The sequence below is a fragment of the Amycolatopsis sp. NPDC104819 genome (assembly GCF_055583145.1).
This window is the reverse complement of record NZ_JBVJON010000011.1, coordinates 59,035-73,586: the sequence shown is the minus strand read 5'-3', so window position 1 is coordinate 73,586 and position 14,552 is coordinate 59,035. Positions and strand designations below refer to the sequence as shown.

The window sequence follows — 14,552 nt, the reverse complement described above, 5'->3', positions numbered from 1 at the left end:
GCAATCGCGACGTCCGGGCCCAGCAGCGGCCGGACCTCGGCCTCGCCCGCCACGACCGCGACCATCGCGCCCCCGTCCGGGAGCGCCTGCATCAACGCGCCCCGGGCCACCACGAGCCGACACGCGTCGGCCAGGGAGAACACCCCCGCGGCGTGCGCGGCGGCGATCTCGCCGATCGAATGCCCGGCGACGACGTCGGGCGTGACACCCCACGACTCGGCCAGCCGCAACAGCGCGACCTGCACGGCGAACAACGCGGGCTGCGCGAACTCCGTGCGGTCCAAGCGATCCTGGTCGTCACCGCGCACGGCGCCGGCCACCTCGGGGCCGAACTCCGCGAGCACGGCGGCGTGGGCCTCGGCGAACACCGGGAAGCGCCGGGCCAGCTCCCGGCCCATCCCCGCGCGCTGCCCGCCCTGGCCGCTGAACAGGAACGCGGTCTTCCCCGGCGTCGCGACGCCGGTGACGGTCCGGCGGTCCCCATCGGCCGCGAGGACGACCGCCCGGTGCGCGAACCGGGACCGGGCGGCGAGGGAATACCCGACGTCGAGCGGGCTGCCTTCGAGCCCGGTCGCGCTTTCGTTCCAGGCGCGCAACGCGGGCTCGGACTTGGCCGACAGCGGCCACGGGACGACCGCGGGCACCGGCGCGGCGGGCGTCTCCGGGCCGGCCGGGGGCTGCTCGAGGATGGCGTGGGCGTTCGTGCCGCTGATGCCGAACGACGAAACCGCCGCGCGGCGCGGCCGGCCGCTCTCGGGCCATTCGGTGGCCTCGCCGAGCAGGGCGACACCGCCGTCTTCCCAGTCGACGCGTGAAGACGGCGTGTCCGCGTGCAGGGTCCGCGGCAGCACACCGTGGCGCATCGCGAGGACCATCTTGATCACGCTCGCGACGCCGGCGGCGGCCTGGGTGTGCCCGAGGTTCGACTTGACGGACCCCAGCAGCAGCGGCGTTTCCCGGTCCCGGCCGTAGGTCGCGATGAGCGCCTGCGCCTCGATCGGGTCGCCCAGTGGCGTGCCGGTGCCGTGGCCTTCGACGGCGTCGACGTCCACAGGGGACAGACCGGCGTTCGCGAGCGCCGCGCGGATGACGCGTTGCTGCGCCGGGCCGTTCGGGGCGGTGAGCCCGTTGGACGCGCCGTCCTGGTTGAGCGCGCTCCCCCGCACCACGGCCAGGACCGGGTGGCCGTGGCGGCGGGCGTCGGAAAGCCGTTCCAGCAGGAGCATCCCGGCGCCTTCGGCCCAGCCGGTGCCGTCCGCGCCGTCACCGAAGGACCGGCAGCGCCCGTCCGCGGACAGGCCGCGCTGCCGCGAGAACTCGACGAACGTCGACGGGGTCGCCATCACCGTGACCCCGCCGGCCAGGGCGAGGTCGCACTCCCCCGACCGCAGGGCCTGCGCGGCCAGGTGCAGCGACACCAGCGACGACGAACACGCCGTGTCCACCGTGACCGCCGGGCCTTCCAGACCGAGCACATAGGACACCCGGCCGGACGCCACGCTGCCCGCGCTGCCGCTGGTGAGGTACCCCTCGGCGTCTTCGCTGCCGCTGAGCAGGCGGCTGTAGTCGTGGTACATCACCCCGGCGAACACGCCGGTCGCGGTGCCGCGCAGCGCCGCCGGGTCCAGGCCCGCGCGTTCGACGGCCTCCCACGACGTCTCCAGCAGCAGCCGCTGCTGGGCGTCGGTGGCCAGGGCCTCACGCGGGCTCATGCCGAAGAACTCGGCGTCGAACTCGGCCGCGTCGTGCAGGAACCCGCCGTGCCGGGTGTAGGAGGTGCCCGCGTGGGCGGGGTCGGGGTCGTAGAGCGCGTCGAGGTCCCAGCCGCGGTCGGCGGGGAACTCCGAGACGGCGTCGCGGCCGTCGCGGACCAGCTCCCAGAGCTGGTCGGGCGTGCGGACACCCCCGGGGTAGCGGCAGGCCATGCCGACGATGACCACCGGGTCGCCGGTGGTCGCGGTGGCGCGGCGGACCTCGGCGGCGGGCGGGCCGGCGTCGACCAGCTCGGCCAGCAGGTACGCGGCGAGCGCGGTCACGGTCGGGTGGTCGAACACCAGGGTGCTGGGCAGCCGCAGCCCGGTGGCGGCGGCGAGCCGGTTGCGCAGGTCGACGCCGCTGAGCGAGTCGAAGCCGAGGTCGGCGAACGAGCGTGCGGGGTCGATGGCCGCGGCGTCGGCGTGCCCGAGGGCGAGCGCGACGTGCGTGGCGACCAGCCCGGCGAGGGCCTCGGCCCGCTCGGCGGCGGGCAGCGGCGTGAGGGTGCGGACCAGGTCGCCGGCCTGCGCCGACCCGGCGGCGGCGCGGCGGCGGCCGGGCCGGACGAGCCCGCGCAGGACGTGCGGGACTTCGGGCAGCCGCCGCACGGCGGCGAGGTCGAGCGGCAGCGGCAGGAGCGCGGGCTCGCCGGCGCCGCGGGCGGCGTCGAAGAGGGTGAGGCCGGTTTCGACGGGGACCGGCGGCAGCCCGGCTTCGGCGAGGCGGCGCAGGTCCACTTCGGACAGTGTGGCCGTCATGCCGCTGCCGGACTCCCACGGGCCCCAGCCGAGGCTCACGGCGGGGCGGCCGCCGGTGTGGCGGAGGCGGGCGAGAGCGTCGAGGAAAGCGTTTGCGGCCGCGTAGTTCGCCTGGCCGGCGCCGCCGAACGTGCCGACGACGGAGGAGAAGAAGACCAGCTCGGTGCCGGGCGCGGTGAGCTCGTGGAGGTGCCAGGCGGCGTCGGCCTTGGCGCGCAGGACGGTGTCGAAGCGCTCGGGGGTGAGGGCGGCGAGGGTGCCGTCGTCGAGGACGCCGGCGGCGTGGACGACGGTGGTGATGTCGCGGCCTTCGAGCAGCCGCGCGAGGGCGTCGCGGTCGCCGACGTCGCAGGCCGCCACCTCGACGCGGTCGCCCAGCTCGGTGAGCAGGCCCGGGTCGGCGGTGCCGGAGCGGCTGACGAGCAGCAGGTCCCGGCAGCCGCGAGCGGCGAGGTGCCGGGCGACGGCGCTGCCGAGCCCGCCGGTGCCGCCGGTGATGAGGACGGTGCCGTCCCGGTCGGCGGGTCCGGTCGGCGCTTCGGTGACGCGGGCGAGCCGGGCGGCGAGGACGCGGCCGTCGTCGATCTTCAGGACGGGTTCGCCGGTGGCGACGGCTTCGGCGGGCTCGAGGGAGCCGTCGGTCTCGACGAGCACGAACCGGCCGGGGTGCTCCGCCTGGGCGGCGCGGACGAGCCCGCCGGCGGCGGCCGCGACCGGGTCGCCGGGCGGCGTCACGACCACGAGGGTGCGCTCGCCGGCGAGGGTGTCCTGGAGCTTCGCCAGCACGCGGCCGGTCACCTCGCGCAGTGACCGCGGGACGTCGGTCACGTCACCGGCGACGGCGAGGACGTCGAAGTCCGGCGCGGGTTCCCGGGTGGTGACGGGTGTCCACTCGAGCCGCAGGAGCGGGCGCGGGGCCTTCGCGGCGCCGGGCCGGCGCAGGACGAGGCGGTCGACGGAGACGACGGGAGTCCCGGCCGGATCGGTGGCGTCGACCCGGAGGCCGCCGCCGGCCGCGGTGAGCCGCACGCGCAGGGCGGCGGCGCCGGTGGCGTGCAGGGTGACGCCGTGCCAGGAGAACGGGACGCCGCCGGTGTGGCCGGGGTCGAGCAGGGAGACGAGCCGGAGGGTGGCGTCGAAGAGAGCGGGGTGCAGGCCGAAGGCGGCGGCGTCGGGCCGTTGAGGTTCGGTGAGGGCGACTTCGGCGAAGATCTCGTGGTCACGGCGCCAGGCGAAGGTGGGGCCGGGGAAGGCGGGGCCGTAACCGAGCCCGTCGGCGGCGAGGCGGTCGGTGAGATCGGTGAGGTCGAGGGCTTCGGCGCCGGCGGGGGGCCAGGTGCCGGGCGAGCCGGATGCCGCATCGGCTGACGACCCGAAGCCCGGCGTTCCTGAGTGGCCGGTGTCGGCCGGGCCGGATGCCGCGTCGGCGGGCGGCCAAAGACCCGGCGCGCTCGGGTGGCCGGTGGCGGGCGCCGCATCGGCGGGCGACCCGAAGCCCGGCGTGCCCGGTTGCCCGCCGTCGGGCGAGGCGGATCCCGTGACCAGCGCCGTCTCCGGGAGCAGGCGGCCGCTTGCGTGCTGCTGCCAAGGCTCGTCCGCCTCCGCCGGGCGGGACGACACCGTGAACTCGCGTCCGCCCTCCTCGTCCGGCGCTGCCACGCGCAGCTGCAGGTCGTGGTCCGCGGTCAGCTCCAAGGGTGACTCGATCGTCAGCTCGTCTACGGCCAGGTCCGCGCCCGCCGTGAGGGCCAGCTCCACGAACGCCGTGCCCGGGAGGACCGGGACACCCTGGACCGTGTGGTCGGCGAGCCACGGCTGGGTCGCCGTCGTGAGGAGGCCGGTGCGGACCATGCCGCCGTCGGACAGGTCGAGGGCCGTGCCGAGCAGCGGGTGTCCCGGGGCCGCCGGCCAGAAGCGCCGGTGCTGGAACGCGTACGTCGGCAGGTCCACGACCCGCGCGCCCGAGCCGGCGAACCACGCTGGCCAGTCCACTGTGGAGCCCGTGACGTGCAGGCTTCCCAACGCTTCCAGGATCGTCTCGGTCTCGGGGCGGCCGCGGCGCAGGACCGGCGCCACCACCGCCGCCGGCTCGTCGACCAGGCCCGACAGCACCGCGTCCGGGCCGAGCTCGACGAACGTCGTCACCCCCGCCGCGGTCAGGCGGCCGAGCGCGTCGGCGAAGCGGACCGTCGCGCGCACGTGCTCGACCCAGTACTCCGGGGACGTCACGTCGCCCGCCGCGATCACCGGGACCACCGGGGGCGCGAACGTCAGCTCTGCCACGACCTCGCGGAACTCCGCCAGCATCGGGTCCATCAGGTGCGAGTGGAACGCGTGCGACACCGCGAGCCGCTTCGACTTCGCGAAGCGCGCGGCCACTGCCGCGACCGCGTCCTCGTCACCGGACACCACCACCGACCGCGGCCCGTTCACCGCCGCGAGGCCGGCGCCCGGGACCAGCGCCGCGCGAACGTCCTCTTCGGACGCTTCGACCGCCACCATCGCGCCGCCGCGCGGCAGGGCCTGCATCAGCCGGCCCCGCGCCGACACCAGCGCGCACGCGTCGGCCAGTGAAAGCACGCCGGCCACGTGCGCGGCCGCGATCTCGCCCACCGAGTGCCCGGCGACGAAGTCCGGCCGGACGTCCCACGACGCCAGCAGCCGCGCCAGCGCGACCTCGACCGCGAACAACGCCGGCTGCGCGATCCCGGTCTCCGCCAGCGCTTCGGCGTCGGCGCCCCACACCACCGAGCGCACCGCGGGGTCGAACGACGCCAGGACCTCGTCGAAGGCTTCCGCGAACACCGGGTACTCCGCGGCCAGCTCCCGGCCCATCCCGATCCGCTGGGCGCCCTGCCCGGTGCACAGGAACGCCAGCGACCCCGGCGCCGCGACCCCCCGCGCGACCTCGCGCACGCCGTCGGCGGTCGCCAGGAGCACCGCGCGGTGCGGGAACCGGGCCCGGGCGGTGGCCAGGGTGAACCCGGCGTCGAGCGGCGCGGGGGAAGCACCCGTGACACGCGTGATCTGCTCGTCCAGCGCGGCTTCCGAACGCGCCGAAAGCACCCACGGCACCACCGGACGCCCGGCCGCGGGCGCGGAACCGGCCGCCGGCGCCTCGATCACGACGTGGGCGTTGGTGCCGCTGATCCCGAACGACGAGATCCCGGCCCGGCGCGGCCGCTCGGCGACCGGCCACTCCCGCACGTCGGCGAGCAGCTCGACCGACCCGGCCGACCAGTCCACATGGGACGACGGCGTCCCCGACCACAGCGACTTCGGCACCACACCGTGGCGCATGGCGAGGATCATCTTGATGATCCCGGCGACCCCGGCTGCCGCCTGGGTGTGCCCGATGTTCGACTTCACCGACCCGAGCAGCACCGGCGTTTCCCGGTCCTGACCGTAGGTCGCCAGCAGCGCCTGCGCCTCGATCGGGTCACCCAGAGTCGTTCCGGTGCCGTGTGCTTCGACGACGTCGACGTCCGAAGTGGACAGACCGGCGGTGGCGAGCGCGGCGCGGATCACGCGCTGCTGCGACGGTCCGTTCGGCGCGGTGAGCCCGTTCGACGCGCCGTCGGAGTTGACCGCGGACCCGCGCAGCACGGCCAGCACCCGGTGTCCGTTGCGGACGGCGTCGGACTGCCGCTCCAGCACGAGCAGGCCGACGCCCTCGGACCAGCCGGTGCCGTCGGCGTCGTCCGAAAAGGACTTACAACGGCCGTCGCTCGCGAGGCCGCCTTGGCGCGCGAAGTCCAGGAACGTGGCCGGGGTCGACATCACCGTGACCCCACCGGCCAGCGCCAGCGAGCACTCCCCCGACCGCAGCGCCCGCGCCGCCCAGTGCAGCGCGACCAGCGACGACGAGCACGCCGTGTCCACCGTGACCGCCGGTCCTTCCAGGCCGAGCGCGTAGGCGACCCGGCCGGAGGCGATGCTGCCCGCGGTGCCGTTGACGTCGAAGCCGCGCGCGTCGGGATCCTGCGGGAGCGCCGCGTAGTCGTGGTACATCACCCCTGCGAAGACCCCCGTGTCACTCCCGCGCAACGAGGTGGGGTCGATGCCGGCCCGCTCGAACGCCTCCCACGACACCTCGAGGAGCTGCCGCTGCTGGGGGTCGGCGCTGAGCGCGTCGCGGGGTGAGATGCCGAAGAAGTCGGCGTCGAACCCGGTGGCCTCGTGCAGGAAACCACCTTCGAAACCGGCGCCGGGCGTGTGCCAGCCGCGGTCCGCGGGGACCGGCGTGATGCCGTCGCGCCCCTCGGTCAGCAGGTCCCAGAAGTCCTCCGGCGAGGCCACCCCGCCCGGGTACCGGCAGGCCATGCCGACGATCACCACCGGGTCGTCCTCGCGCGCCGCCACCCGGGCCGGGCGCCGGGCCGGTTCGTCGCCCGCCGCCAGGAACTCCGTGACGGCGTCGGGGGTCGGGTGGTCGAAGACGAGCGTCGCGGGCAGCCGCCGCCCGGTCGCTTCGGCGAGGCGGTTGCGCAGCTCGACCGACGTCAGCGAGTCCAGGCCCAGCTCGCGGAAGGTCAGCGACGAGTCGACCGACGCCGCGGACGCGTGCCCGAGGACGTTCGCCACCGTCGCCACGACCAGCGCGCCGAAGTCGGTCGCCGCCGCGGCCGCGCGCCGCGGGCGGGGCGGCGCCAAGCGATGGAACACCGGCGGCACGACGTCCAGGGCGCGCAGCGCAGCGCGGTCGACGTGCGCGGCGACCACCGCCGGCTCGGCCCCGGCCAGCGCCGCGTCGAACCAGGCCAGGCCCTCCGCGACCGAGTGCGTGGGCAGCCCGGCGCGCGCCATCCGCCGCAGGGCGGCTTCGGACAGCGTGCCGGTCATGCCACCGTCGCGCGCCCACGGGCCCCACGCGATCGCGCGGGCGGGCAACCCGGCGGCGGCGCGGACGCGGACGAGCTCGTCGAGAGCCGCGTTGGCCGCGGTGTAGGCGCTCTGGCCGCCGTTGCCGAGCACACCGAACACCGACGTGAACACGACGAACGCCGCAAGGTCCGGCGCCAGCTCGTGCAGGTGCCAGGCCGCGTCGACCTTCGGCGCGAGAACGCGCGCGAGCCGGTCCGGGGTCAGGGCGGCGAGCACACCGTCGTCGAGGACCCCGGCGGCGTGCACCACACCGGTGACGGCGTGGGCGGCGAGCAGCGCCGCGACGGCCTCGCGGTCGGAGACGTCGCAGGCGGCCAGCGCCACCTCGGCGCCGAGCGCGGTCAGCTCGTCGGCCAGCTCGCGGGCGCCGGGAGCGTCGGCGCCCCGGCGGGCGGCCAGCACCAGCCGCGTCACGCCGTGGGCCGTCACCAGGTGGCGGGCGAGGTGGCCACCGAGGCCGCCGGTGCCCCCGGTGATCAGGACGGCGCCGCCACCCCAGTCGACCGAGGCGGGTTCGGTGGCGGCGACCGGCGCGAGCCGCGGCACCTCGACGCGGCCGTCACGGACCCGGACCTCCGTCTCGCCGGACGTCGGCAGCGCGGCCAGCTCGGCCGCCGAGGGCACGCCGGAGAGCAGGAAGAACCGGCCCGGCCGTTCCGCCTGGGCCGAGCGGACGAGCCCTTCGGCCGCCGCGGCGACCGGGCCGCCGCCGGTGACGAACACCAGTCGCGTGTCGTCTTCGAGGTGCCCGCGCAGGTGGCTCAGCACGGTCGAGGTCACCAGGCGGACGCCGGCCGGGACCGGCAGGCCCACCGGGTCCGGGACCGGCACGAGCAGGACGTCGGCCGACGACGGGACCGCGTGCCGGCCGGCCAGCAGCGCGCCGAAGCCGTGGTCGTCGGCGCCGACGACGGCCCAGGTCAGCTCGGCCGGGGCGCCGAGGTCCTTCGGTGTCCACTCGACGCGCAGCAGTGGCGGCGCCACCGGGCCCGCGTCGGCCGGGGGGCGCAGCACCAGGGAGCCGACGGTGGCGACGGGCGCGCCCTCCGGGTCGGTCACCGACAGGGTCACGGTGTCCGGGCCGAGACGGCGCAGCCGCAGCCGCAGCGCGGACGCGCCGACCGCGTGCAGGCCGACGTTCGCCCACACGAACGGCAGCCGGGCGCGCGGGCGCGGGTCGAGCCCGAGGAACGGCACCAGGTGCAGCGCGGCGTCGAACAGGGCCGGGTGCAGCAGGTAACCCGCGGGATCCCCGGCTTCCTGCGGCAGCACGAGGTCCGCGCACAGGTCGTCGCCCTCGTGCCAGGCCGCGCGCACCCCGCGGAACGCCGGCCCGTAGTCCAGCCCGGCGGCGGCCAGGGTCGGGTACAGCTCCTCGACGTCGATCGGCTCGCCGCGCCCGCCGCCCGCCGGGAGCACCGGCGCCGGGACGGCCGGGACCAGCCGGCCGGTCGCGTGCCCGGTCCACGTGCCGTCGCCGGCGCGGGAGTGGACGGTGACCGGGCGGCCGCCGTCGTCGGCGCCGACGCGGACCTGGACGGTCACGCCGTCGCCGGTCAGGGGCAGCGGCGCGGTGAGGGTCAGCTCGGCGAGCGCGCCGCAGCCGACCTCCGCGCCGGCGCGCAGCGCGAGTTCGACGAACCCGGTGCCGGGGAACAGGATCCGGTCGTCGACGACGTGCCCGGCGGGCCAGGGCAGCGTGTCCGGCGAGACGTGCCCGGTGAGCACGACGCCGTCTTCGCCGGGCAGTTCGACGGGCGCGCCGAGCAGCGGGTGGCCGGAGCGGTCGAAGGGCCGGGCCGCGGGGCGGGCGGTGGCCCAGAAGCGTTCGTGCTGGAAGGCGTACGTCGGCAGGGCGACCCGGCGCGCGCCGGTGCCCGCGTAGAACGCCGTCCAGTCCGGCTCGACGCCGAGGACGTGCAGCCGGCCGAGCGCGGTCGCGAACGCCGTCTCCTCGGGACGGTCCGACCGCAGCAGCGGCACCGGCGCCGCATCGGGCAGCGTGCGCGCGACCAGCCCGGAGAGCGTGCTGTCCGGGCCGATCTCGACGAAGGCGCCGGTTCCTTCGTCGCGCAACGACTTCAGCGCGTCGGCGAACCGGACGGTCGCGACGACCTGGCGCACCCAGTAACCGGGGTCGGTCAGCTCGCCGGGTCGCACCGGGCGGCCGGTGACCGTCGAAACGACCGGCAGCACCGGCTCGTGGAAGGTCAGTTCCGCGGCGACGCGGCGGAAGTCGTCGAGCATCGGCGCCATCAGCGGCGAGTGGAAGGCGTGCGACACCGAAAGCCGCCGGGCCTCCTCGAACGACGCCGCCAGCCGCAGCAGTGCCTCCTCGTCACCGGAGACGACGAGCGACTCGGGCGCGTTGACGGCGGCGATCGCGACGCCGTCGGTGAGCAGCGGCCGGACCTCGTCTTCGGTGGCCTGCAAGGCGATCATCGCGCCGCCCTCGGGCAGCGCCTCCATCAGCCGGCCGCGCGCGACGACGAGCGCGCACGCGTCCGGCAGGTCGAGCACCCCGGCGACGTGCGCCGCGGCCAGCTCGCCGATCGAGTGCCCGGCCACCCGCTCCACGCGCACGCCGAGCGACACGGCGAGCCGGAACAAGGCGACCTCGAAGGCGAACAGCGCGGGCTGGGCGACCCCGGTGCGGTCGAGCACGGCCGGGTCGCCGGTGCCGACCGCCGCGGTCACCTCCGCCGGGAAGTGCGCGCAGACGTCGGCGTGGGCGGCCGCGAAGACGGGGAAGCGGGCGGCCAGCTCACGGCCCATGCCCGGGCGCTGGGTGCCCTGCCCGGCGAACACCGCGGCGACGGCGGGCTCGACGGCGGGCGCGGTGCCGCTCGCGATCTCGGCGCCGCCCAGCAGCACGGCCCGGCGGTCGAACGACGACCGGGTGGTGACCAGAGAGTGCCCGACGTCGACCGGGTCGGCGGCCACCGTCCGGAGCCGGTCCACGGCCGCGCGCAGAGCCGCTTCGGACTGCGCCGAGACGACCCACGGGACGGCGGCCGCGACGACCTCGCGCGCGGGCCCGGCGGCGACGTCGGCCGGGGCCTGTTCCAGGATCAGGTGCGCGTTCGTGCCGCTGATGCCGAACGACGACACGGCGGCGCGGCGCGGCCGGCCCGCCTCGGGCCACTCGCGGGCCGCGGAGACGAGGTCGATCGCACCCGCCGTCCAGTCCACATGGGACGACGGCGGGTCGGCGTGCAGCGTGCGCGGGACGGTGCCGTGCCGCAGCGCCGCGACCATCTTGAGCACCCCGGCGACCCCGGCGGCGGCCTGCGTGTGGCCGATGTTCGACTTCACCGATCCCAGCAGCAGCGGGGTTTCCCGGACCTGGCCGTACACGGCGAGCGCGGCGCGGGCTTCGATCGGGTCGCCGAGCCGGGTGCCGGTGCCGTGCGCTTCGAGGACGTCGACGTCGGCGGGGTTCAGGCCCGCGTCGCCGAGGGCCTCGCGGATCACGCGCTGCTGGGCCGGGCCGCTGGGCGCGGTGAGGCCGTTGGACGCGCCGTCGGAGTTGACCGCGGACCCGCGCACGACCGCGAGGACGTCGTGGCCGAGCTCGCGGGCGCGCGAAAGCCGTTCGACGACGACCATGCCGACGCCTTCGGCCCAGCCGGTGCCGTCCGCGCCGTCGCCGAACGCCTTGCAGCGCCCGTCTTCGGACAGGCCGCCCTGCTTCGCGAACTCGACGAAGATGCCGGGCTCGGCCATCACGGTGACCCCGCCGGCGATGGCCAGCGACGTCTCCCCCGAGCGCACCGACCGCACGGCCAGGTGCAGCGCGACCAGCGACGACGAGCACGCCGTGTCCACCGTGACGGCCGGGCCGCCGGTGCCGAGCACGTAGGCGACCCGGCCGGAGACCAGGCTCGGCGAGGTGCCGGTGAGCACGTACCCCTCGGCGTCGCCGGTGCCTTCGGCCAGCCGCGGGCCGTAGTCCTGCGCGGTGGCGCCGACGAACACGCCGGTCCGGGTCCCGCGCAGCGACGACGGCGCGATACCGGCGCGTTCCAGGGTCTCCCAGACGACTTCGAGCACGAGCCGCTGCTGGGGCTCCATCGCCTGGGCTTCGCGCGGCGAGATGCCGAACAGGCCGGCGTCGAACCCGGCGACGTCGGCGAGGAAGCCGCCCGGGCGCCCGGTGCCGAGCACCGACGCGGGCCAGCCGCGGTCGGCGGGCATCGCGGCGATCGCGTCCACTTCGGACTCGACGAGCCGCCAGAGGTCTTCCGGGGACGCCACCCCGCCGGGGTAGCGGCAGCCGAGGCCGACGATCACCACGGGGTCGGTGTCCCCGGCCGCGGTGACGGCGGGCGCGCTCGCCGCGGCGCCCCCGGCGAGGTGCCCGGCCAGCGCGCGGGCGGTCGGATGGTCGAACAGCTCGGTCGTCGCCAGGGTGCGGCCGGTGGCCGCGCCGAGGCGGACGGCGAGGTCGACGTTCATCGCCGAGTCGAAACCCAGCTCGCGGAACGGCGTGCCGGGGTCGACCTCGGCGCCGAGGACCGCGGCGGCCTCGGCCCGCACGAGCGCGAGCAGGTCGCGGTCGACCGGGACGGCCGCCGGGGCGGGCTCGGGCGCGTCGAACCAGTGGCGGCCGCGGTCGAAGGCGTAGGTGGGCAGGTCGACCGGCCGGCCGCCGTCGGTGAGCGCCGTCCAGTCGACACCGACGCCGTGGACGTGCAGTTCGGCCAGCGCGGCAACCGCGCCGAAGTCCTCCGGGCGCCGGGAGCGCGACGAGCGCACGGTCACCGGGTCGGTCCCGAGGCAGGCGCGGACCAGCGAGGTGAGCGTGCCGTCCGGGCCGAGCTCGAGGAACGCCGTGGTCCCCTGGTGCGCCAGCGTGGTGACGGCGTCGGCGAAGCGGACGGTGTCCCGGGCCTGGCGGACCCAGTGGTCGGCCGAGCACAGCTGGGCCTGGCGGATCACGCGGCCGGTCACCGTCGAGACCATCGGCAGCCGCGGCGGGCGCAGGTCGAGCTGCTCGACGACCCGGCGGTAGTCGGCCAGCATCGGGTCCATCAGCGGCGAGTGGAACGCGTGCGAGACGGCCAGGCGTGTCACCTTCCGGCCGCCGGCCTCGAACCGGGTGGCCAGCGCCAGCACCGGCTCTTCGGGACCGGCGAGCACGACGGACGCGGGCCCGTTGACCGCGGCGAGCACAACGTCGTCACCCAGCAGCGGCTCGACTTCGCCGGCAGCGGCGCGGACGGAGACCATCGCGCCGCCCGGCGGCAGCGACCCCATCAGCCGGCCGCGGGCGGTCACCAGCACGCAGGCGTCGTCGAGAGAGAGCACGCCGGCGACGTGCGCGGCGGCGATCTCGCCGACCGAGTGCCCGGCGACGAACTCCGGCTCGACGCCCCACGACGAGAACAGCCGGTACAGCGCGACTTCGTAGGCGAACAGCGCGGGCTGGGTATGGCCGGTTTCGGCGAGCACGGCGGCGTCGGCCGAGCCCGGTTCGGCGAACAGCACGTCCCGCAACGGACGTTCGGTGTCACAGCGCGCGCAGATCTCGTCGAGCGCTTCGGCGAACACCGGGAACCGCTCGTACAGCGCGCGGCCCATGCCGGGCCGCTGGGCGCCCTGGCCGGGGAACAGGACGGCCAGCCGGTGCTCGCCGGCGGTGCCGGTGACCACGTCCGCCGCCGGCTCGCCGGCCGCGAGCGCGGGCAGCGCGCCGGCGTCGAGGACGACGGCCCGGTGCGGGAACGCGTCGCGGGTGGTGACCAGGGAGTGCGCGACGTCGAGCGGGTCGGCGTCGAGGCCGGTCAGGGCGCGGGCCTGACCACGCAGGCCGCCCGGGGTGCGGGCCGAAAGCACCCAGGGGGCGGCTTCGGACGACGGTCGCCGGGGCGGCTCCGCGGCCGGGGGCGCGGCGGAGAGGACGAGGTGGCAGTTGGTGCCACCCATGCCGAAGGACGACACCCCGGCGTAGGCCCGGCCGCCGGGCCAGGGCACGGGGTCGACGGCGACGCGCAGGCGCCAGTCGTCGAACCGGATGGCCGGGTTCGGGTGCTCGTGGTTGCGGCTGGGCGGGACTTCGCCGTGGGACAGCGCCAGCGCGACCTTCAGCAGGCCCGCGACCCCGGCGGCGCCCTCGAGATGCCCGATGTTCGTCTTGACCGAGCCGACCCACAGCGGCTCCTCGCCGCGCCCGGGTGCGAAGACGGCGCCGAGCGCGGCGGCTTCGAGGGGGTCGCCGACACGGGTGCCGGTGCCGTGCAGCTCGACGTACCGGACGGCGTCGGCGGGCACGTCGGCGCGGCGCAGCGCGGCCCGGATGACCGCTTCCTGCGCGTCGGCGCTGGGGGTGGTGAGGGTTTCGCTGAAGCCGTCGTTGTTGACCGCGCCGCCCTCGATGACGCAGTGGACGCGGTCGCCGTCCCGCAGGGCGGCGGCCAGGGGCTTGAGGACGACGAAACCGCCGCCCTCACCGCGGACGTAGCCGTTGGCGCGTTCGTCGAAGGTGTAACAACGGCCGTCGGGCGAGAGACCGCCGAACCGGTCGGCGGCGATGGTGCTCTCCGGGGCCAGGTTGAGCTGGACCCCGCCGGCCAGCGCCAGCTCGGCCTCGCCGCTGCGCAGGGCCTCACAGGCGAGGTGCACGGCGACCAGCGACGACGACTGCCCGGTGTCCACCGACAAGCTCGGCCCGCGCAGGCCGAAGGTGTAGGAGATGCGGTTGGCGACGACGGCGCGGCTCTGCCCGGTGAGCGTGTGGTGCCCGATCGCGTTCGCGCCGCCGCGCTTGAGCAGCGTCGCGTAGTCGTCCGCGCTCGCGCCGACGAAGACGCCGGTCGGCGAGCCGGCCAGCCGCGACGGGACGATCCGCGCGTCCTCGAGGGCTTCCCAGCCCAGTTCGAGGGCGAGGCGCTGCTGCGGGTCCATCGTCGCGGCTTCCCGGGCCGGGATGCCGAAGAACGCGGCGTCGAAAGTGTCCACTTCGGACAGGAAACCGCCACGGCGGGTCTCGGGCGGGACGGAGGCGCGGCGCGCGGGCGGGACCTCGGTGGTGCCGTCGGCGCCGTCGCGCAGCAGGGTCCAGAACGCGCCGGGCGCGGGCGCCGCGGGCAGCCGGCAGGCCAGCCCCACGATCGCGACGGCACCTTCGCGGGCAACGTGCTCGGCTCGATCCAC

At 76.5% G+C, this 14,552-nt stretch carries 1 protein-coding gene (running past one end of the window); it reads right to left on the bottom strand.

The features are described 5' to 3' along the window. Positions 1 to 14,552, bottom strand: the 5' portion of a protein-coding gene (locus tag ACZ63E_RS31765; protein WP_465339839.1) for an SDR family NAD(P)-dependent oxidoreductase. Its footprint begins 12,709 nt before the window's first position; only the first 14,552 of its 27,261 coding nucleotides appear in the window; it begins with the start codon at positions 14,550 to 14,552; the stop codon falls past the left edge of the window.